This is a genomic window from Flavobacterium urumqiense (genome assembly GCF_900108015.1).
In the GTDB taxonomy this organism is placed as follows: Bacteria; Bacteroidota; Bacteroidia; order Flavobacteriales; family Flavobacteriaceae; genus Flavobacterium; species Flavobacterium urumqiense.
This window is the reverse complement of the sequence record NZ_FNVP01000001.1, coordinates 245,367-267,404: the sequence shown is the minus strand read 5'-3', so window position 1 is coordinate 267,404 and position 22,038 is coordinate 245,367. Positions and strand designations below refer to the sequence as shown.

Here is a 22,038-nt window from a genome sequence, read left to right as displayed (position 1 = left end):
TTAGTTATTTATTAATGTTCTTAATTCTCCTTTTGATTTGATCAATTGAATTTCTGCCAGTTTGTAATCTAATATCGCAGATGTGTAGTTATTTTGTGCCTCGGTTAATGAATTTTCAGCATCCAATAAGTCAGTTAAAGAAGCTAATCCTTGTACGTAGTTATTTCTTGTGTTACTCAAAACGTCCTGAGCTAATTGCGCATTTGTTTTTTGGTTTCCAATGGTAATAATGCTGTTGTCAATTTGTATTTTGGCATTTTCATACGCTAAATCAAGTCCTAATTTGGTGTCGTTTATATCTTCCTTTATTGATCTTAGATTAATATCCGCTTGTCTCACTTTTGCTCGTGTTGCAAATCCTGAAAAAATGGGCACTTTTAAATTCAAACCAATCGAAGAGAAATCTGACCAGTAAACACCATCAGCTGGTTTTGCTCCCCACGGTATTTTTGGGCCCTGACCGATATAGTTGTAACCTGCAGATAGATTAAGCGTTGGGTAATAAGCTGCCTGATTTGCTTGCTTTTGAAAGGTTAATAATTGTTCTTGTTTTTTCAAAAGCAAATATTCCGTTCTGATTTCCGTATTTGGGGTTTCAGATAAGGCCTGAGGGGTAACTTGAAACTCCGTTTGAGGAATGATAATTTTTGTTTCAATAGGCATTCCAATATAAAATTTCAAGGCGTTTTCCTGCAGTTGAACTGCGTTCAAAACTTGTTGACGTTGTGTATTGATATTTGATATTTTTACTAAAATCCGGTCTAAATCAATTTTTTTAGCCAATCCATTATCAAATTGCCCTTTAATTATGTTTTTTACTTTGTTGGTGTTTACATAATTATTGTCCAAAACATTTAATTTTTGTCTTTGAACATATACTTGGTAGTAGTTGTTAGCGACTCTCTCTATTACCTGCTCTTCAGTTAATTGATTGTTTATTTGGTAAAATTCTCTAGTTGATTTTGCCGCTTTTAAACCTGTAAAAACAGATTGGTCAAAAAGGGCTTGATTCAACGATAAACCAGCTGTAGAACTCCATTTTTGTCCAAAATTAGCTTGAATTGTTTTTCCTTTCTCACCACCAAAGGAACCTGCATCCAGAAATGTTGTTTGAAGAATGGGATTGTAAGTTAATCCTCCATTAGCGGATATTTGGGGTAGTGCTTTAGAACGAACTTCTTGGATTTGGTATTCGCTGTTTTCTACTTTTAATTTTGCTTTTTTTGCATCTGCTTTATTCTCTAAGGCATAGGTAATCGCATCTTTTAGTGTGAGCGATTTTGCTTCTTGTGATTTTGCGGTAATGGCAAAAACCAAGAATGTGATTAAGATTAGCTTATTCATTATATAGTATAGTTTAGTAAATGTTTTTCAAGTTCAATTAATCCTTTTGGTGTTGCCATCGCTCGGGTATGGTATTCTAATATTTCAAGTTCTATTTTTTGGCCTTCTTTTTCCGAAACTATGCTTGCTTTAATGCTAAATACTAGCTGATAATAAAATTGAATATAACTATCAATGTTAATGTTTTCCCGATATAATCCTTGTTGAATTCCTTTTTTGATATTTTGTTCAAAAGCGGAATTGCATTCATTGATTTCTCTAAGCATCACCTTTTCATATATTTCGGGATAATGTTTTTTTAATTGATATATTGGAGAGGTGTCAGATGATTTAAACATCTCTTTAAACATTTTTCTGATCTCAAAATTTTCCTCAATTGCATTGTGGTTTTGTCTGATGATGGCATCAATAATTTCATGAATTTCTCCATGAATGGCAGCTGTACTTTCTTCGATAAGTATTTCTTTATTGCAGAAATACTTGTAAATCGTTTTTTTAGAAATGCACATTTCTCCTGCAATATCATCCATAGTAATGCTCTTAAAACCTAGTTTTAAGAACATGTCGCTTGCTTTTGATATAATTTTCTCTTTCATTTTTTTGTGCTGAACTCTTTTTAGTATTTTTTAATTATCTCAAATTCATCATTTTGAATAGGTGAATTTAGAGCACAAATGTAGTAAGGAAACTTTGAATACGAAAATAGTTTCCAAATTATTTACATAAATTTAACATTTATATAAACTCGTATTTTAAGCAGTAAATTCTAAATTGGCAATTAATTTAATATCTTGCCCTTTTGCTAAACCTCCAGTTTGTGTAAAATAATTATACTTTAAGCCAAAATCTTTACGGTTTATTTTCCCAACAATCTCAAAAGCGGCTTTTTCAATTCCGTTGGTAGTGTTAATTCCAATGAATTCGGCGTCTAGTTCAATAACTTTAGTGATATTTTTAATCGTTAGATTTCCTTTCAAAAAATTAATATTCTTGTTTACTTTTTGAAACGAAGTCGACTTAAAGCTGATCAGCGGATATTCATTGGTATCAAAAAAATTATTCAGTCTTAAGTGCGTGTCTATTTGTTCCAGTTTTATATCTGTATTATTTATATCTAAAGCAAATTCGATCGAAGCATCTTCAAGTTCATTATCCTGAATGTCAACATGACCCGCAAATTTATTGATTGTGCCATCCAAATAAGCAATTATGGAATGTCTGTTTTTAATCATAATATCTGATTGGCTTGAATCAATTATCCATTTTGTTTTCATAATAATTGGAAAAGTTATTTTATGTAGAGGAAATGTTAAAATTTCAATTGCAAATGTAAAAAGGAAACTTTGAATACCAAAGAAGTTTCCGTAGTATTTTTATTTATTTAACATTTCCTTAAGAAACGCAGTTTGTAATCTCTTGTGAATACTGTAAATTAGCCAAAAATTAATTTTTATGCATAGCATTTATCAGTATCAGGAATTTATTTCAGATTATTTGCAATCACAATATGAAATAAAAGAGCCTAAAAATCTATATGAGCCCATTCATTACATATTAGATCTTGGAGGAAAAAGAATCCGACCGGTACTTACTTTATTGACCGCTGAAATTTTTGATGCTGACTATAAAAAAGCGTTACCCGCGGCCTTAGCTGTTGAAGTTTTTCATAATTTTTCATTGGTTCATGATGACATAATGGATGATGCTCCTTTAAGAAGAGGTCAGGCAACAGTTCATGAAAAATGGAATGTAAATACAGGGATTTTATCTGGTGACGCTATGCTTATTTTAGCCTATCAGTATTTTGAAAAATATCAACCAAAAATATTCCGAAAACTGGCCAAATTGTTCAGCAAAACGGCGCTTCAGGTTTGTGAAGGACAACAATGGGATGTGGATTTTGAAACTCGTATTGATGTTACAATCCCGGATTACCTGAAAATGATTGAAAATAAAACAGCAGTTTTAGTGGCTGCAGCGATGAAAATGGGTGCGATCATTGCGGAAACCTCTAAAGAAAATGCAAATTTAATATATGATTTTGGATTAAATTTAGGGTTAGCTTTTCAGTTGCAAGATGATTATTTAGACGCTTTTGGTGATCCCGAAACTTTTGGGAAACAAGTAGGCGGTGATATTATCGAAAACAAAAAAACCTATTTGTATCTAAAAGCATTAGAATTTTCGAAAAAAGAAGAAGCGCAGCAATTGACTCAATTGTTTTCTATCCAACCGGATGAAAATTCAGATAAAATTAGTTCCGTAAAAGAAATTTTTAACAGTTCAGGCGCTTCAAAAGCTACTCAAGATGCTATTCAGGAATTTACGTTTAAAGCATTTGAAATCGTTGAAAAAATGAATATTGACGATGATAAAAAATCAATATTGCGAACCTTTGGAGAAAATTTAATGGGTAGAAAAGTGTAGATTTCTGATGTAAGATTAATGATATTTGATCTCGGAAGTTTTTACTACGAGTGAATAATTTTTAATCCTAAAAATATAAACCGAAATTGTGCCAAATCAAAAAGCTGAATTCGCTAATCTAAAAATCAAAAATTAAATGTTCGTAGCACCTAAAAATGTTGATTTGCTTATTTCGGAAGCCGAAAAAGAAGCCTTATATTTAAAGTTAGTAGAACAAATGAATAAGGATTTTAATCTTGCTAATGAAGCAATTGATTTTCCCATGAGCATTTCTCCTGCTGAATTGAAACTGCAATTACACGAAAAAATTTACAGGCTCATACAGTATAAATTTACAGAATATCTTAATCTGCTTTATATAATTGATGTTTCTGAGGAACAAATAAAAAAACTGGACGGATCAGATTTAGTACTCCTAGCTGAGCAAGTATCTTTCTTGATTCTAAAAAGAGAATGGCAAAAAGTATGGTTTAGAAATAAGTATTAGTTACTGCAATTCTTTTTTAAAGATTGATTTACTCCACAATTCATTTCCTTTTATATCGAATAAAGTAAGTTTCATTTGTCGCTCTTCTTTTGAACCTAAAAAGGAAATTGTCCCAAAGTTGTTCTGAACAAATGCACTTCCTAAAACCTTATATTTATTGTCTTCACTTAATACTTTTTTGGAAACAATTCCGGCAGTCAGCGGTGAAACGGTCCAGTCGAAAATAGGATAGGTATTTTCACGGGGAAGCATTGACATTTCTGCAAAATGCCTATCACCAGTTAGAAAAAACACTCCTTTTATTTTATTAGCTGTTATTTCGTTGAGTAATTTTTCTTTTTCTAAAGGAAAGCGACCATAATTTTCGGTGTCCGGAACAGCATTTATCACTTGGCCACCGATTACTATTATTTTAAAACTAGCGTCTGATGTACTTAAAGCATCAATTAGCCATTCCAATTGTGTCGTTCCTATCATGGTTCTTACTCCGGTAATTCTATTATCAGGAGATCTGAAAAAGCGATCGTCTATTAGAAAAAACTGCGCATCACCCCAATTAAAAGTTGAAAAAACACCTTCATTTTGATCTGGACTTATTCCGTAACTTTTATTACCCCAAAAATCCTTAAATGCTTTTTGAGTGATATGTTTGTTGTAAAAACTGCGGTCACTGTCATCCGGACCAAAATCATGATCATCCCAAATTGCGAAATTTTGTGTTTTTGCCAGCAAAGGCTGAATTTCCTTGATTGATCTCGAATGCGTGTTTCTATAATAAATACCGGTTTTACTATCCCAATCTGCTTCTCTTAAGTAGGAATTATCTCCACCCCAAATCATAATATCCGGATTTTTTTTAACAATGCTTTCAAAAATAGAATAGCCACTTCCATAAGGCTTTCCCGGTCTGTCAAATTCAGTATCATTGATGTACATGCAACTGCCAAATGCTACCGTGAAATCAGGTGCGTCTTCACGCCATTGCCATAATTTTTTTGATGAAAATGAAGTTTCATAAGGCAAGTTGATTTTTTTATTATTTATGAAAATGTAGTAGTTGTATTTCTTGCCAGGTTGTAATTGGTCTAAAATAACATGGTATGTATATCCAGAATCTTTTGAAGAAGTGTAATTGTTAGAATAAAATACTTTGGATGGATTATCGGTTGAGAAATAGGCTACCTTGACTACGGCTTCTTTATTGGTTTGTAACCAAATAACGGCTTCTTTCATTTCGCAATAACCCACCATAGGACCGGATTGTAAAATGTTACTTTGTGCAAAGCAAGAACTTATAAATAAAATACATAACAGTTGTAAAGTCTTTTTCATGATGCTAAATTAAAAATAAACCCTGACAAACGGCATGAATGCGTTGCCATAAACATTATTGTTATCGCTTAGCACATTATAACGTGCGCCAATAGTCACATTTCCAGTTTTATAGCCAGCTCCCAGAAACAAACCGGTATTCCAATAGTCTTGGGAATTGCTATCAGAGCGGCTTAAATTAACATTTACTCTTAATTCTTCCAATTCTGCCGAAAGTTGGATTTGGGATATTGGATTAAACAACCCAATAATACTTCCTCCATATAAGTTGGATGCATAATAATTTTTTTGCTTTACATACCTGTATTGCGCGCCAAGACCCAACGCTACATATTGATTAAAATTATAAATAGCACTTGGTGCCAGCGAAATATCGGTGTATCCGGAACCAATACTTAATCCGATGCCTCCACCTAATTGTACTTTTTCCCAGAAATCACTTTGAGCTTTTGGTGCTGTTGTTTGTTGTTGTGCCAATAAAAACCCGGAAAAGAATAGGGATATGAAAATCAAAGTAAACTTTAAAATGGGTAAAAGGTATATTTTTTTCATATTTCGTTGGTTATTTTAACAAATCTTTACGTAAAAGTAGGTAAAAAAAAGATTTAGATTTAATTGATTATTGTACTTTTGTCAAACTATTTAACAAAAAAGTACAGACACTAACGATATGGATAGGTTTTCATTTTTAAACGCAGCACACACCGAATTTTTCGCACAATTATACGATCAGTATTTAGTAAATCCAGACAGCGTAGAGCCAAGTTGGAGAAGTTTTTTTCAGGGTTTCGACTTTGGGATGACAACTTATACTGATGAGAATCCAGTAACCTACATAGCAAATGTTGCTTCTGGGAATATGGAGAGTGTTCATGTGTCAGAAAAACTTCAAAAGGAATTTAACGTACTTAAATTGATTGATGGCTATCGATCTCGAGGACATTTGTTTACAAAAACAAATCCCGTAAGAGACAGAAGAACAACATCTCCTACATTAGATATTGTTAATTTTAATCTTTCTGCAGCCGATTTAAACACGGTTTTTGACGCGGCTAAAGTTATCGGTATTCAACCTTGTACACTTCAGGAAATCATAATGCACCTTGACACTATTTATTGTCAGCATATTGGGGTGGAGTATATGTATATTCGTAAACCAGGAGTGGTAGAATGGATCCAGAAAAAATTAGGGAAGAATGACAATCAGCCAAATTTTTCTGCAGATGAAAAGAAAACAATCTTAGAAAAATTAAATGAAGCAGTTTCTTTTGAGAATTTCTTGCATACAAAATATGTAGGTCAAAAACGATTTTCACTGGAAGGTGGGGAATCTATTATTCCTGCGCTTGATGCTTTGATAGAAAAAGCTGCAGAGCAAGGAGTGGAGCAATTTGTTATGGGAATGGCACATCGTGGTCGTTTAAATGTTTTAGCCAATATTTTTGGTAAATCCACTCAAGACATTTTTGGTGAATTTGACGGAAAAGATTACGATCAGGAATATTTTGACGGAGATGTAAAGTACCACTTAGGGCTTACTGCTGAAAAAGTAACCAGATCAGGAAAAAACATAAATATTAATTTGGCTCCAAATCCTTCGCATCTGGAAACAGTAGGTGCCGTGATTGAAGGAATTACAAGAGCAAAACAAGATAAGTATTTCCCTAATGATTTCTCAAAAGTATTGCCAATCGCCGTTCACGGAGATGCAGCAATCGCTGGACAGGGAATTCTTTATGAAATTGTGCAAATGGCACAATTGGATGGATACAAAACGGGAGGTACAATTCACATCGTAATCAATAATCAAGTAGGTTTTACAACTAATTATCTCGATGCTCGTTCATCAACGTATTGTACGGATGTTGCCAAAGTAACGCTGTCGCCGGTATTGCACGTAAATGCGGACGATGCTGAAGCAGTAGTACATGCTATGTCATTTGCGTTGGATTTCAGAATGCAATTTGGTAAAGATGTGTTCATCGATTTACTAGGATATAGAAAATATGGTCATAATGAAGGGGATGAGCCTCGTTTTACTCAGCCTGTTCTTTATAAAATTATTGCAAAACATCAAAATCCGAGAGATATTTATGCAGAGAAACTTTTGTCAGAAGGAGTTATTGATGCCTCTTATGTAAATGGTTTAGAAAAAGAATACAAATCAAATCTTGAAGTAAATCTTGAAGCATCTCGTAAAAAAGACTTGACGATTATTACTCCATTTATGAAAAATGAATGGAAAGGTTTCGAGCAGGTTACAGACGTTCAAATGCTTTTAAATGTAGATACTTCTTATCCTAAAGATGGGCTGACTGATGTTGCAAATGCAATTTGCAATTTGCCTTCGGATAAAAAATTCATCAGCAAAATCCAAAAATTAATAAACGACAGAAAAACAATGTTTTTCGAAACTAATAAGTTGGATTGGGCTATGGCCGAACATTTAGCTTATGGGTCATTATTAAAAGAAGGATATGATGTTCGTATTTCTGGACAAGACGTAGAAAGAGGTACTTTTTCTCACCGTCATGCCGTAGTAAAAGTCGAAGATTCTGAGGAAGAGGTAGTTTTGATCAATAATTTAGAAGGTAAGGTAGGGAAATTTAACATTTTTAATTCCCTTTTATCTGAATATGGTGTTTTAGGTTTTGATTATGGCTATGCGTTGACAAACCCAAATACACTGACTATATGGGAAGCACAATTTGGAGATTTCAGTAATGGAGCCCAAATTATGATTGACCAATATATTTCTTGTGGAGAAGATAAATGGAATAACCAGAACGGAATCGTTTTATTATTGCCTCACGGATATGAAGGACAAGGAGCGGAGCATTCATCTGCAAGAATGGAGCGTTATTTACAGCTTTGCGCCAGACAAAATATGTATGTTGCCGATTGTACTACGCCAGCCAACTTCTTTCACCTGTTGAGAAGACAAATGAAAACAACTTTCCGTAAGCCGCTTATTGTTTTTACGCCAAAAAGTTTGTTGCGTGATCCAAGAGTAGTTTCTACTGTTGAAGAATTTGCAACTGGAAGTTTTCAAGAAACATTTGATGATGTAACAGTAAATAAAGCAGAGGTAAAAACATTGGTTTTCTGTACGGGAAAATTCTATTATGACATCACTGCCGAAAGAGAAATCAATGGTCGTAAAGATGTTGCTGTAGTTAGAATCGAACAATTATTTCCATTACCCGTAGAGCAATTAAAAGCTATTATCGCTAAATATCCAAACGTTGATGATTATGTTTGGGCGCAAGAAGAACCAAAAAACATGGGAGCTTACAGTTTCATGTTGATGAACTTTAATTTAGTAAAATGGAGATTGGCCTCCCTAAAAGCGTATGCAGCTCCAGCGGCAGGAAGTTATACAAGAGCAAAACGTCGTCAGGCGGATGCTATTAGAATGGTATTCGATAAAAATTTATTTAGATAGTTATTGCGACGAGTTGTGAGCAACGTGGCAAAGCAATCTCACTAAAATAATTATTTTTAGGAGCCAGGAACCTACTTTACGTTGCAATCTTTTTATTTTTAAAAAAAAACAAAAAGGATTTTCACTGCAATCAGGGCTAAAAAACAGTTCATAAAATAAACATAGGTTGTTTTAGAACAATTTAAAACTTAAAATTCATAATTTAAAATAATAAGACATGATTTTAGAAATGAAAGTCCCATCACCGGGGGAATCAATCAAAGAAGTTGAAATTGCAACATGGTTAGTAAAAGATGGAGATTATGTAGAAAAAGACCAAGCAATTGCTGAAGTTGATTCTGATAAAGCAACCTTAGAATTGCCAGCAGAAGCAAGCGGAATTATTACACTAAAAGCAGAAGAAGGTGACGCAGTTGCAGTTGGTGCAGTTGTTTGTCTTATCGATACAGACGCGGCTAAACCATCAGGCGATGCACCAGTGGCTGAAGTAGCAAAAACAGTTAATCCCGAGACTTCAGGACCAAAAGTGGAAGTTAAAGCTGAAGCTCCAAAAGCGGCTCCGGTAGCAGCAGCACCAGTAGCAGCAACATCAACTTACGCTACAGGAACTCCATCTCCAGCGGCAAGAAAAATATTGGATGAAAAAAATATAGCTCCTGCAACGGTTACAGGAACAGGAAAAGATGGAAGAATTACTAAAGATGATGCCGTAAATGCAGTGCCATCTATGGGAACTCCTACAGGAGGATCTCGTGGTACGGAAAGAACTAAATTATCTATGTTGCGTCGTAAAGTCGCAGAAAGATTGGTTGCGGCTAAAAATGAAACAGCGATGTTAACTACATTCAATGAAGTAAACATGACGCCTATAAATACATTACGTAATGAATACAAAGATGCATTCAAAGCGAAACATGGTGGAATTGGATTGGGCTACATGTCTTTCTTTACCAAAGCAGTAACAAGAGCGTTAAAATTATTCCCAGATGTTAACTCAATGATGGACGGTGATCACAAAATTGCTTTCGATTTTTGCGACATTTCAATTGCAGTTTCAGGCCCAAAAGGGTTAATGGTTCCTGTAGTTCGTAATGCGGAAAACTTGACGTTCCGTGGTGTAGAATCTGATATTAAGCGATTAGCAATAAAAGCGCGTGACGGACAAATCACGGTTGATGATATGACTGGTGGAACGTTCACAATTACCAATGGTGGTGTTTTCGGAAGTATGTTAAGTACGCCAATTATTAATCCTCCACAATCTGGAATTCTTGGAATGCACAACATTATTGAGCGTCCAATTGCAGTAAATGGGAAAGTGGAAATTCATCCAATGATGTACGTAGCTTTATCTTATGACCACAGAATTATTGATGGTCGTGAGTCAGTTGGATTCTTGGTAGCGGTAAAAGAAGCTTTAGAAAACCCAATGGAATTATTGATGGACAACAATCCTAAAAAAGCTTTAGAATTGTAAATCTATACTTTTGTCACTCGACAGAGGAAAAATACTAATCCCGTCTTGTTTTTGCAAGACGGGATTTTTTTATTATCTAAAATCGAAATTGTAAATGTGTATTTAATTTTGCTTTTTCTTGTGTTTACGTCTTTTTATTGTAAAAAAAGTAAGATTAGTATAAGTTAAAAAAATTAAAAATGAGAATCTACCATTACACCACCACAACATTCAAAAAATAATCAGAATTATAAGGTTTTTTTGGTGTTATCACTAAAGCTAGCAAAATTGATGCATCGGCAATGCTTAATTTTCATATTGATGTTTGGACACCAAATGTAACCACATTTAAAATCAAAATAGTAGATTTTGGGATTAATGGATCTTACCAGGGAGGAGATGATAAGTAAGTTGAAGTAACTCGTACATTAATGCTCTCTTTTTTTATGACTATTTTTTACTTCATCAAATACAAATAATGATTGTAATAATCCACAATCGCTTTGCCTTTCATTAAAATATCTGCCCCTATAATTCCTTGTACTGGTTTTGATTTATGTTGTTTTAAAGCTTCATTTACATGGGATAAATCAAAAATTATAATCTCAAAATCAAAATCTTTCCAAGAACCAAGCTGTAGTAGATTTCTTGTGGCTATTTGTGTAAACATTCCTGTTGCTCCTGCGCCAGAAGCTTTTGTTGTTGATTTTTTGGCTTCCAATAAAAATAAATCGACACTTTCAAATCCGATGCAACTGTTTGAAGCTCCTGTATCTAAAATGAAGTTTCCCATGACGCCATTGATTTTTGCCTTTATCAAAAGGTGTTGTGTTTTTGTGATTTTGAATTTTACTTTTTTGTAATTTTCTTTTTTTAGGATATCGTGCAGATTTTTCATTTATGCAGAATTTATTTCAGTATTTACTATTCTTGTTTCACAAAGATACTAGGAGTTTTCTTCATTTTATAAGGGAATTTTGTGAATTTGATTTTTCTGATGAAACAGCTTTTCCCACTAGTTTTATTCTCGTAAATTTGTATTCTTAAACTTTACCCTTGGAAACAAAAACAATTATTACCGATACGCATACGCACCTTTATAGCGAAGAATTTGATCAAGACAGAACCGAAATGATACAACGTGCCATAGATACTGGAGTTACTCGTTTCTTTATTCCTGCTATTGATTCAACGTGTACGAAAGCAATGTATGAATTAGAGAAAAATTATCCGGAGAATGTTTTCTTGATGATGGGTTTGCATCCAACTTATGTAAAAGAAAATTATCTGGAAGAATTGCAGCATGTGGAAAATGAATTGCACAAAAGGAATTTCTGTGCTATAGGTGAGATTGGTATCGATTTATATTGGGATAAAACCCATTTGCAAGAACAACAAATTGCTTTTAGAACTCAAATCAGGTTGGCGAAACAGTACAAATTACCTATTGTCATTCATTGTCGAGAAGCTTTCGATGAAATTTTCGATATTTTGGAAGATGAAAAATCGGATGATCTTTTTGGTATTTTTCATTGTTTTTCAGGGACTTATGAACAAGCTTTGAGAGCGATCTCTTATAACATGAAACTAGGAATTGGTGGCGTTGTAACATTTAAAAATGGAAAAATCGATCAATTCTTGCATCTAATTGATTTAAAGGATATCGTTTTGGAAACGGATTCGCCGTATCTGGCGCCAATTCCCTTTCGCGGGAAACGTAATGAAAGCAGTTATTTAGTCGCTATAGTTGATAAGTTAGCGCAAATTTATAACCTTTCGGCAAATGAAATTGCGAAGGTAACAACTCAGAATTCGAAAGCTATTTTTGGTATTTAAAAGAGAATTGACATTATTTTAATATTTTTTTTGTTCATTTGCCCACACAAAAATTGAGAACCAAAATGCAAAAATTTGACGCTATTCGACCATTTTACGATTCTGAAGTAAATGAGGCACTTCATAATGTGATTCATCATCCTATGATGAAGGCATTAATGAACTTTACTTTTCCTGACGTGGAAGACGAAGTTTGGAAAGAACAACTCAAGAAAACGCATTCTATACGTGATTTTCAATGCAATTTTATATACCAGTCTGTCCGAAAAGTGCTAGAAAAAAGCTCTGAAGGTTTAACGACTTCAGGTTTTGAAAATTTAGAAAAAAACACTTCCTATTTGTTTATATCAAATCATAGAGATATTCTTTTAGACACAACTTTGTTGAATACCGCATTATTCGAGCATGGTTTAGGAATGACAGCTTCGGCGATTGGGGATAATCTGGTCAAAAAAGCCTTTTTATGTACGTTAGCGAAACTGAATCGTAATTTTCTGGTGTTACGCGGATTGACTCCCAGAGAAATGCTGCAAAGCTCTAAATTACTATCAGAATATATTGGAAATTTATTGCTTCATGAAAATCGTTCGGTTTGGATTGCACAGCGAGAGGGAAGAACAAAAGATGGGAATGATGTGACAAATCCCGGTGTTTTGAAAATGCTTGGAATGGGTTCTGACGAGAAGTACTTGATGGACTATTTCAAAAAAATCAAAATCGTACCGGTATCGATTTCCTATGAATATGATCCAACTGATGCTTTGAAAATGCCTCAATTGATGGCTGAAGCCAATAATGAAATTTATATCAAGGAGAAAAATGAAGATTTCATGACGATTCTTAGTGGAGCTATGGGACAAAAGAAAAGAATCCACATTCATGTTGGTAAAGTTTTAGATTCTGAAATTGATAAAATTACGACTGAAAATGACAATACAAATAAGCAAATACAAGCTTTGGCCCAAGTTATAGATGATGCAATATTGAGCAATTATAAATTATGGACTACGAATTTCATCGCTTACGATATTGTAAATAAATTGAACACGTATTCGCATTTATATACTGAAAACGAAAAATTACTTTTTGAGCGCAGATTAGAAATGAGAATTGACCATGATAATCCAGTAGCTTTAGAAGGTTTTCTGGCCATGTATGCCAAACCTGTTGTGAATACATTAAAATATAAAAATGTTGTCTAAAGCCAAAATACTTTTGATTTATACTGGTGGAACTATTGGTATGAAAAAAGATTTTGAGACTGGTGCTCTTAGAGCATTTAATTTCAGTAAGTTACTGCAAAGAATACCGGAATTGAAACAATTGGACTGTGAGGTAGAAACTATTTCTTTTGATAAGCCAATTGATTCATCCAATATGAATCCTGAAAAATGGGCCAAGATTGCGACAATCATTGCTGATAATTATCCTTCATTTGATGGATTTGTCGTGCTTCATGGTTCAGATACGATGTCTTATTCCGCTTCCGCTTTAAGTTTCATGCTGGAAAATTTAGCTAAACCAGTTATTTTTACAGGATCCCAATTGCCTATAGGTGATTTACGTACTGATGCGAAAGAGAATCTAATAACTGCTATACAAATTGCTTCTTTGCGTGAAAACGGGAAACCAGTTATTAGTGAAGTGTGTCTTTATTTTGAATATAAATTGTACAGGGGCAATAGAACTACTAAAATAAATGCGGAACATTTCAAAGCATTTACTTCGCCAAATTACCCTGATTTAGTAGAATCAGGAGTGCATCTAAAACTGAATTCGGAATTGTTTTTGCCTTTAAAAAGTAATTTGCAATTGAAAGTCCATAAAAATTTAGATAAACATGTGGCTATCATTAAAATGTTTCCAGGAATTAGTGAAGTCGTTTTGACAGCAATTCTAAACATTCCAAATCTTAAAGGAATTATTTTAGAGACTTATGGTGCCGGAAATGCTCCTACAGAAGATTGGTTTATTAAGCTCTTAAAAAAAGCCATTAATAAAGGATTGCATATCATCAATGTGACCCAATGTTCTGCCGGAAGTGTGAGTATGGGACAATATGAAACAAGCACTTCGTTGAAAGAAATCGGAGTTATATCGGGAAAAGATATCACCACTGAGGCAGCAATCACGAAATTGATGTATTTATTAGGTCAAAAAATAGCTCCCAACGAGTTCAAAAAGATCTTCGAAACATCTTTACGAGGTGAAATGGTATAATAATTAGATTTTACTTTTGTAACTCATTTTTTTTCGTGTTCTTTGCAGCCTTAAATAAAATAGAGAGGTGTCCGAGTGGCTGAAGGAGCTAGCCTGGAAAGCTAGTATGTGGGTAACTGCATCGTGGGTTCGAATCCCATCCTCTCTGCAAAAAAACTATTGCTTCCTGAAAGGGGAGCATTTTTTGTTTGGCTAAAATTATAAAAAAGACTCAGGCATTAAATACCAAGCATTAATTTTTTAAGCGCTACTTCTGAGATTAGTAAAATTACTTCTTTTATTTACAAATACCTTAAAATTTTTATCGCTAACAAATATGATATTTGCGGCTTTTACCATTCTTAAATCTTTTCGATTTCTGATTTCTAACCACATTTTTTCATTTATAATTGAATTTTTTTGTTGATTCGTCATGAAACGTCTCTGCTTATTTTTTAAAATAACATTCGTCGCGTAAATTAAGTAAGAAAAATATTGTAAAAAATATAGATTCATGTAGTTAATCGATTATATTTGCATTTAAGGCGTTAAATCTTTACTTTTATGTAGAGTTTAAAAAGCATAATATTCTTGAAATTTTTACGGGAATTTAGTTAAGATAATTAAATCGAAGAACCGAGAAATAAGGAATATTTGATACAGCATCAATATAAAAAATTTATCAATCAAAATAACGGAACAGATGGAGACAGAAAATAAAAAAAACGAAATGTTTTTATACGTAGGTGCTTTTTTTGTTACGACAGGGAGTTTGTCTATACTTGCTTTAATGGGGATGCTGTTGTATATATCTATTTGATTGCGATTCTAAATTATTCTCTAAAAGGGAATATTAAAATCGATTACTGTGTTTTTGACAAAAATACGTTTCTGGAGGCGATCAAAATACTATATTTGTAAAACCATGAACCATAATGGAATTAAGGAATGTATTTAAGAGCGACATGAAGCAATCATTACACAAAAGTAACAACATGCGATTATTCTTTAGTTGTCTTTTTTTTCTAACCATTTTTAATATTTTTTCACAAGAAACCACAACTCTGGATGGTGCTTTAAAAGTAAAAATCGATTCGTTATATAGAGAAGACCAATTCTATTTTGGATTCATGTACAACACCTTGACAAATAAACCCGAAGGTTTGTCACAAAGTAAATTGTCTACTGGATTTTCATTGGGTTTTCTAAGGGATATGCCTGTAAACAAAAATAGAACTGTTGCAATAGCTTCTGGAATTGGATTTTCTTATAATAATTATAATCAGAATCTTGCGATTTATAAATCAGATCAATCTCCTACCTATTCTATTATTAATCCCGAAACCACTTTTAATAAAAATAAATTTTCACAATTTTTAGTTGAAGTACCTATTGAGTTTAGATGGCGAACTTCTACTTATGAAAATCACAAGTTTTGGAGAATTTATGGAGGACTTAAATTGAGTTATTTGATTTATGACAGATCCATTTTTGAAGATGACCAAGGCAAAATCTTAGTTACCGGTAATAAGGATTTCAACAAACTTCTTTATGGAACCTATATTTCATTAGGGTATAACACCATAAATGTGTATGCTTATTACGGTTTAAATTCTTTGTTTAAAACGGCAAAGATTGAAGGAGATCCCATCGCTATGAAATCTCTAAATATTGGATTAATTTTCTACATATTATAACCATAAAAACAATAAAAGTAATTGCGGAATACTTCCTAGAAGAAACCCTATAATTAATTCTTTGTTCGTGTGCGCGTTCATTTCTATGCGAGAGGAAGCTACAAGTCCATTGGAGAGTATTAAAAGTGCGATAATAAAAGTATTCTGAAACTGAAAATGTAAACTTATTGCAATAACAAATACGGTTAATGCACTTATTGCCATCATGTGCAAACTAGCTTTTATATTGGCAAATAAAGATAAAAGGGCCAAAATAGTGCTAAGCAATGCTCCTAAAAAGAAAAAATGCAATTCAGGATATCGATCTATAGTAATGCTTTTTCGAACCAATAAAATGATTAAAAAACATTGAAGAATCAACGGTATTTTGCGTTGCGTTACGTCGACAACCATGACAGAATCAATTTTACCAACAGCCCTTAATATTGCAAAAAATAGAATAGGAATGATAACAGTTATAATTACTACTTGAGAAAAAACGAATAATTTTTCCTCTGGCATTAAATTAGAGGTATTAAAAAAAAGATAAAATAACGTGGCCATAGCCGCAATAAATATCGGATGAAAAATATAAGAAAATAAGGGAAGGATTTTTTTCAAGAGTTCTGATGTTTATTGACTTCAACAAATATAAATAATTTTGTAAAGTGTAGTTGTATTTTTGAGTTTGTTAACATTTAATAAGGCTTTCTATGTAATTTGGATTGATCATTAATAAATGTAAATTGGCTATAATTTCTGAGCTTTCTAAGTCTTCATTTTCAAAAGAAGTATTATTTTTGAGGAATCATTGAAAACAATAGTTAGGAATAAAATATTCTTCTCTTTTGTAATAGTAATTTATATAAATCCTTAAATGAGCGTCATTCGCTTTCTATATTAATGATTCTAAAAATTAAAAATATCATTTCGCAAATTCACGCTGTATTTGTAGATAACAATAATGCTAAAACTATAGACGCTGTTTCTATCGATAGTCGCTCTTTACAAAATAGTTCGCAAACTTTATTTTTTGCATTGATCGGGTCCAACAATGATGCGCATTTGTACATTAAAAATTTAATTGAAAAAGGCGTCCAGAATTTTGTGGTAACTCATATTCCTGACGACTCTGCCGGCAAAGCTAATTTTCTGGTAGTCGAAAATACATTAGTCGCTTTACAACTATTTGCAGGATATTATCGCAGTCTTTTTGATTTTCCGGTTATTGGATTGACGGGAAGTAATGGAAAAACAATCGTTAAGGAATGGCTTAATTTTTTACTAAGCCCGGATTATAATGCCATAAGAAGCCCTAAAAGTTACAACTCACAAGTGGGCGTTCCTTTGTCCGTGGTTGCTATTAATGAGCAACACAATCTTGGAATTTTTGAAGCAGGAATTTCTACTTTTTCTGAGATGGAAAAACTGGAGAAAATTATCAAGCCGACAATTGGAATCTTAACAAGCATAGGTTCTGCACATGATGAAGGCTTTGGAAATTTAGAAGAAAAAATAAGAGAAAAACTCCTGCTGTTCAAGCATTCGAAAGTGGTTATTTATCAGAAAAATGAAATTGTTGATGCTAATTTATTTAGTTTTAAAAGTGGGAATCAAATCGCTTTTTCCTGGAGTTTTAAAGATGCAACGGCTGATGTTTTTGTTACTAAAAGGCCTGTTTCAGATAAAACATTTTTACATATTCGTCAAGCGAAAGAAAATTTCGAAATAGAAATTTCTTTTCAAGATGCGGCTTCTGTTGAAAATGCGATTTCGTGTTTGATGGTTTTGCTATATTTTAAATACGATGTAACAATCATTCAAAACCGGATGAAATTATTGTATCCTGTTGAAATGCGTTTAAAAGTCAAGAATGGAATCAACAATTGCAGTATTATTGACGACAGTTACAGTTCCGATTTTCAATCTCTTAAAATAGCTTTAGATTTTCTAGAAAGTCAGACCCGAGCCCAACAGGCCAACATCCGCAACAAACAAGATCAAAAGAAAACGGTTATTTTATCTGATATTTTTCAAAGTGGTTTGCCTAATGCCGAATTGTATTCGAAAGTTGCAGCGTTAATTATTTCTAACAAAATCAGTCGGGTAATAGGTATTGGAGAAACTATTTCGGCATTTAAAGAAATGTTTACCAACTGCATAACGTATAAAAACACTGCAGAGTTCATTGCTGATTTTGACGTTTTAATCTTCAGCAATGAAACCATTTTGATAAAAGGAGCCAGAACTTTTCAATTTGAAGAAATTGTTTCCCTGCTAGAAGAAAAGACACATGAAACCGTTCTTGAAATTAATTTGAATGCCATTAGCCATAATTTAAATTTCTTTAAATCAAAGTTGAAACCAGCAACCAAAATGATGGTAATGGTGAAGGCTTTTGGATATGGAAACGGTGGATTTGAAATCGCCAAATTATTGGAACATCACAAAGTGGATTATTTGGGAGTCGCTTTTGCCGATGAGGGAATTTCATTGAAAAATCTGGGAATTCATTTGCCCATCATGGTAATGAATCCGGAAAACACCAGTTTTTCGGCGATCATCCAACATCAATTGGAACCAGAAATTTACAGTTTGAAAGGGCTTCGTGCCTTTATTAAAATCGCGGAACAAAAAAAATTGAAGCACTTTCCCATTCATATCAAACTTGATACCGGGATGCATCGTTTGGGTTTTGAAGCCAATACAATTGATGATTTGATAATTGCTCTAAAAGGAAATCAAACCATTCAGATAAAAAGTATTTTGTCGCACATGGCCACTAGCGATGATTTAAAACAGAAGGATTTTGCGCATTCACAAATTGATTTGTTCGAAAAATTATCTTCAAAATTAATGACTGAATTGCAAATAAAACCTATTCGACATATTTTAAATACGTCGGGGATTAGTAATTATCCCGAGTCACAATTTGATATGGTTCGTCTTGGAATTGGACTTTACGGAGTTTCAAATGACGATGAAGAGCAAAAATATTTAGAAAATGTAGGCACACTTAAATCTATTATTTCTCAAATCAGAACCATTCCTGCTGGTGAAAGTGTGGGTTATGGCAGAAGATTTATGGCGGAGAAATCAACAAAAATTGCCACAATTCCTATAGGTTACGCTGATGGAATTTCGAGAGGTTGGGGAAATGGAGTTGGTTTTGTGACTATTAAAAATGAAAAAGCGACTATAGTTGGAAGCATTTGTATGGATATGCTAATGGTCGATGTCAGCGGAATAGATTGTAAAGAAGGGGATGCTGTAGTTATTTTTGGCAAAAGCCCAACAGTAAATTATATTGCCCAAAAATTAAGCACGATACCATACGAAATCCTTACCAGTATTTCGCAACGTGTAAAGCGGGTGTTTTATAGAGAGTGATTAATTGAGGAAGTGTCCTCTAACTATATTAAAATTTTGATTAAATTCGTTTAAAAAAATGGGTTTTTAACCTAAAAAAATTAATTATGGGATTTTTTGGCGATTTTAAAGCATCTTTAATGAAAGGTAGTGTGTTGAGTTTAGCAACGGCAGTAGTTATAGGTGCGGCGTTTGGTAAAATTGTAGGTTCTGCAGTTGATGATGTTATTATGCCGATTGTAGGACTGATAACCGGTGGAATCGACTTTACACAAAAATTCGTTACCTTAGATGGGAATAGCTATGAAACTTTAGCAGAAGCAAAAAAAGCCGGAGCTGCAGTAATTACGTATGGAAATTTAGTTCAAGCAATTATCAATTTCGTTATTATTTCCTTCTTTATTTTTATTATTTTAAGAGCTGCTGAAAAAGCCAAAAAGAAAGATGAGGTTGTTCCTGCCGCTCCAGCCGGACCTACTCAGGAAGAATTGCTAACTCAAATTAGAGATCTATTAAAAAAATAATACCGTTATACTGTATAGTCGAATTTATCCTGGATTTTTTGCAGGAGTAAACCGCTTTATAATTGATGCGGTTTTGCTTTTTTTAATATTTACTTGAAAAAAGACATTTTTTTCACCAGTAAGAAGTTAAGTTTCATAGAGAATTAGTGGTTAAATTTTCTTTATTTCTCAATGATTGAATAATTAAAACAAGATGTTTTGCAAAGAAATCAAGGAGGATCCCAAAAAAAATAATAGTACTGCTGATTTTAAATTTTTTATCTGTGAATCAGTGGTTGTTTATGGATTGTTGTAATTATAACATTTTGTTATTTTTTGTGAATGCGCTTGTTTTGGTTTCAATATTACTTACTTTTGCAATTCAAATTGAATGTCCAAATAATAAAAATATACTATGAGAATAGCAGTTGTAGGCGCTACTGGAATGGTTGGCGAAGTAATGTTGAAAGTATTAGCAGAAAGAAATTTCCCTGTTACGGAATTAATTCCTGTAGCTTCTGAAAGGTCAGTTGGGAAAGAAATTGAATTCAAAGGAAAAAAATATACGGTTGTAGGAATGCAAACGGCAGTAGATATGAAGGCTGACATCGCTTTATTTTCTGCAGGAGGTGAAACTTCGCTGGAATGGGCTCCAAAATTTGCAGCAGCAGGAACAACAGTTATTGATAATTCATCGGCTTGGAGAATGGACTCAACCAAAAAATTAATCGTGCCTGAAATCAATGCTGGCGAATTAACAAAAGAAGATAAAATTATTGCAAATCCAAACTGTTCTACTATCCAAATGGTTTTGGTTTTGGCCCCTTTACATAAAAAATACAACATAAAGCGCGTAATTGTTTCTACCTATCAATCCATCACTGGAACAGGTGTAAAAGCGGTGCAGCAATTGGAAAATGAGTATGCAGGAGTTCAAGGTGAAATGGCTTATAAATATCCAATTCATAGAAATGCAATTCCACAATGTGATTCTTTTGAAGACAATGGTTACACTAAAGAAGAGATGAAATTGGTTCGTGAAACTCAAAAAATATTGGGTGATAAAACAATTGCTGTTACGGCAACTGCTGTTCGTGTGCCTATTGTTGGCGGTCACAGCGAAGCGGTAAATGTTGAGTTCAGCAAGGATTTTGAAGTGTCTGATGTTCAAAATATTTTGCATCACACTGACGGAGTGGTGGTTCAGGATAACAATGATACCTACACGTATCCAATGCCGATGTATGCGCAAGGAAAAGACGATGTTTTTGTAGGTAGGATTCGTCGTGATGAAAGTCAACCCAATACATTGAACATGTGGATTGTAGCCGATAACTTGAGAAAAGGAGCAGCGACAAACACCATTCAAATTGCGGAATATTTGATTGCAGCTAAATTAGTTTAACCTGAATTTAATTTTCAATGTAGAGACGCACCGTAGAGACGCACTGCAGTGCGTCTTTACTTTTTAGGGTTGTAGTTTTTTTGTTTTAAATAGGATAACATTTCTATGTTTTCATACCTTTGCCCTGGATGAAAAAGAATAAGCTCATAATAAGTCTTTCTTTGGCGATTGTGGTATTGTTCTCAATACTGTTTCAGTCCTTTCATACCTATGAGCATTTAGAGAAGCAACTTTCCCAAAAGCAATGCCATCATAAATACAATATTACTAATAAAGAGATAACGCATCAGCATCATAATTTTGATCATTGTTATGTCTGTGATTTTACTTTTGGCAGTTATATTTCTCCAAAAGAATTTTCATATCAATCATATTCCACTTATAAAGAAATACTTTATTTCATTAGTGCTGAGGAAACGGTTTTTTCGTTTTCCGGAAGTTTATATTCCCTTCGCGGACCTCCTGCAAATAGTTTAAGCTGAATTTATTTCAGCTTCTGTTGATTTATTTCAGCACCTATCATTTCTATTTTATTTACTTAATAATTCCAGACTCATTC

The 22,038-nt window shown here is 33.4% G+C and carries 19 protein-coding genes and 1 tRNA gene; 13 read left to right on the top strand and 7 right to left on the bottom strand.

Annotation, left to right across the window (positions count from 1 at the left end):
• The 3 genes from C4S35_RS01150 to C4S35_RS01140 all read right to left on the bottom strand — a co-directional run bounded on the left by C4S35_RS01150 (position 1) and on the right by C4S35_RS01140 (position 2,618).
• Positions 1-1,344, bottom strand: coding sequence for a TolC family protein (locus C4S35_RS01150; protein ID WP_103998401.1), 1,344 nt, complete (start codon positions 1,342-1,344; stop codon positions 1-3).
• Entirely contained in the window at positions 1,344-1,940 is a 597-nt protein-coding gene (locus C4S35_RS01145) for a TetR/AcrR family transcriptional regulator (RefSeq protein WP_103998400.1), read from the bottom strand. The genes C4S35_RS01150 and C4S35_RS01145 overlap by 1 nt, the downstream gene beginning before the upstream one ends.
• A 156-nt stretch (positions 1,941-2,096) precedes the next feature.
• Complete coding sequence (locus C4S35_RS01140) at positions 2,097-2,618, bottom strand: YceI family protein (RefSeq protein ID WP_103998399.1); 522 nt, start codon at positions 2,616-2,618, stop codon at positions 2,097-2,099.
• Positions 2,619-2,796: 178 nt separating this feature from the next.
• Between C4S35_RS01140 and C4S35_RS01135 the strand changes: the two genes are divergently transcribed.
• Both C4S35_RS01135 and C4S35_RS01130 read left to right on the top strand, forming a co-directional pair.
• The gene (locus tag C4S35_RS01135; protein ID WP_103998398.1) at positions 2,797-3,771 is read left to right on the top strand and encodes a polyprenyl synthetase family protein; all 975 of its coding nucleotides are present in this window, start codon (positions 2,797-2,799) and stop codon (positions 3,769-3,771) included.
• A 136-nt stretch (positions 3,772-3,907) separates the two neighbouring features.
• Positions 3,908-4,258: a hypothetical protein gene (locus C4S35_RS01130; protein WP_103998397.1), complete on the top strand. Its 351-nt coding sequence runs from the start codon at positions 3,908-3,910 to the stop codon at positions 4,256-4,258.
• Here the strand turns inward: C4S35_RS01130 and C4S35_RS01125 are convergent, their stop codons facing one another.
• Both C4S35_RS01125 and C4S35_RS01120 read right to left on the bottom strand, forming a co-directional pair.
• On the bottom strand, positions 4,259-5,590 hold the full coding sequence (locus tag C4S35_RS01125; RefSeq protein WP_103998396.1) for an alkaline phosphatase D family protein: 1,332 nt from the start codon (positions 5,588-5,590) through the stop codon (positions 4,259-4,261). It lies immediately after the preceding gene.
• A gap of 9 nt (positions 5,591-5,599) precedes the next feature.
• A complete protein-coding gene (locus tag C4S35_RS01120) occupies positions 5,600-6,142 on the bottom strand; it encodes a hypothetical protein (RefSeq protein ID WP_103998395.1) in 543 nt (180 codons plus the stop codon).
• 118 nt (positions 6,143-6,260) lie between these two features.
• Between C4S35_RS01120 and C4S35_RS01115 the strand changes: the two genes are divergently transcribed.
• On the top strand, positions 6,261-9,035 hold the full coding sequence (locus C4S35_RS01115; protein WP_103998394.1) for a 2-oxoglutarate dehydrogenase E1 component: 2,775 nt from the start codon (positions 6,261-6,263) through the stop codon (positions 9,033-9,035).
• A gap of 217 nt (positions 9,036-9,252) precedes the next feature.
• Positions 9,253-10,512 carry a 2-oxoglutarate dehydrogenase complex dihydrolipoyllysine-residue succinyltransferase gene (gene odhB, locus C4S35_RS01110; protein ID WP_103998393.1) on the top strand — a complete coding sequence of 420 codons (1,260 nt, stop codon included), beginning with the start codon at positions 9,253-9,255 and terminating at the stop codon, positions 10,510-10,512.
• A gap of 436 nt (positions 10,513-10,948) precedes the next feature.
• On the opposite strand, the gene C4S35_RS01105 is transcribed toward odhB, so the two are convergent.
• Positions 10,949-11,389, bottom strand: a complete 441-nt coding sequence (locus C4S35_RS01105) for a retropepsin-like aspartic protease (protein ID WP_103998392.1) — start codon at positions 11,387-11,389, stop codon at positions 10,949-10,951.
• A gap of 158 nt (positions 11,390-11,547) precedes the next feature.
• Here C4S35_RS01105 and C4S35_RS01100 point away from each other — a divergent pair, with 158 nt between their 5' ends.
• The 5 genes from C4S35_RS01100 to C4S35_RS01080 all read left to right on the top strand — a co-directional run bounded on the left by C4S35_RS01100 (position 11,548) and on the right by C4S35_RS01080 (position 16,223).
• Positions 11,548-12,327 (top strand): TatD family hydrolase, encoded by a 780-nt coding sequence (locus C4S35_RS01100; RefSeq protein ID WP_103998391.1) that lies wholly within the window; start codon positions 11,548-11,550, stop codon positions 12,325-12,327.
• Positions 12,328-12,392: 65 nt separating this feature from the next.
• A complete protein-coding gene (locus C4S35_RS01095; protein WP_103998390.1) occupies positions 12,393-13,529 on the top strand; it encodes a 1-acyl-sn-glycerol-3-phosphate acyltransferase in 1,137 nt (378 codons plus the stop codon).
• A complete protein-coding gene (locus C4S35_RS01090) occupies positions 13,519-14,547 on the top strand; it encodes an asparaginase (protein WP_103998389.1) in 1,029 nt (342 codons plus the stop codon). Before C4S35_RS01095 ends, C4S35_RS01090 begins: the two co-directional genes overlap by 11 nt.
• Before the next feature lie 61 nt (positions 14,548-14,608).
• Positions 14,609-14,695, top strand: a tRNA-Ser gene (locus C4S35_RS01085).
• A 766-nt stretch (positions 14,696-15,461) separates the two neighbouring features.
• Positions 15,462-16,223 (top strand): porin family protein, encoded by a 762-nt coding sequence (locus C4S35_RS01080; RefSeq protein WP_244175168.1) that lies wholly within the window; start codon positions 15,462-15,464, stop codon positions 16,221-16,223.
• On the opposite strand, the gene C4S35_RS01075 is transcribed toward C4S35_RS01080, so the two are convergent.
• Positions 16,218-16,823 carry a hypothetical protein gene (locus C4S35_RS01075; protein WP_103998388.1) on the bottom strand — a complete coding sequence of 202 codons (606 nt, stop codon included), beginning with the start codon at positions 16,821-16,823 and terminating at the stop codon, positions 16,218-16,220. The two genes, C4S35_RS01080 and C4S35_RS01075, sit on opposite strands and share 6 nt — an antisense overlap.
• Before the next feature lie 282 nt (positions 16,824-17,105).
• On the opposite strand from C4S35_RS01075, the gene C4S35_RS01070 reads away from it, so the two are divergent.
• The 4 genes from C4S35_RS01070 to C4S35_RS01055 all read left to right on the top strand — a co-directional run bounded on the left by C4S35_RS01070 (position 17,106) and on the right by C4S35_RS01055 (position 21,961).
• Positions 17,106-19,592 (top strand): bifunctional UDP-N-acetylmuramoyl-tripeptide:D-alanyl-D-alanine ligase/alanine racemase, encoded by a 2,487-nt coding sequence (locus C4S35_RS01070; protein WP_103998387.1) that lies wholly within the window; start codon positions 17,106-17,108, stop codon positions 19,590-19,592.
• Positions 19,593-19,678: 86 nt separating this feature from the next.
• On the top strand, positions 19,679-20,095 hold the full coding sequence (mscL, locus tag C4S35_RS01065; RefSeq protein WP_103998386.1) for a large conductance mechanosensitive channel protein MscL: 417 nt from the start codon (positions 19,679-19,681) through the stop codon (positions 20,093-20,095).
• Between the two features lie 394 nt (positions 20,096-20,489).
• Complete coding sequence (locus tag C4S35_RS01060; protein ID WP_103998385.1) at positions 20,490-21,479, top strand: aspartate-semialdehyde dehydrogenase; 990 nt, start codon at positions 20,490-20,492, stop codon at positions 21,477-21,479.
• A 128-nt stretch (positions 21,480-21,607) separates the two neighbouring features.
• Entirely contained in the window at positions 21,608-21,961 is a 354-nt protein-coding gene (locus tag C4S35_RS01055; protein WP_103998384.1) for a hypothetical protein, read from the top strand.
• Positions 21,962-22,038: the final 77 nt, after the last annotated feature.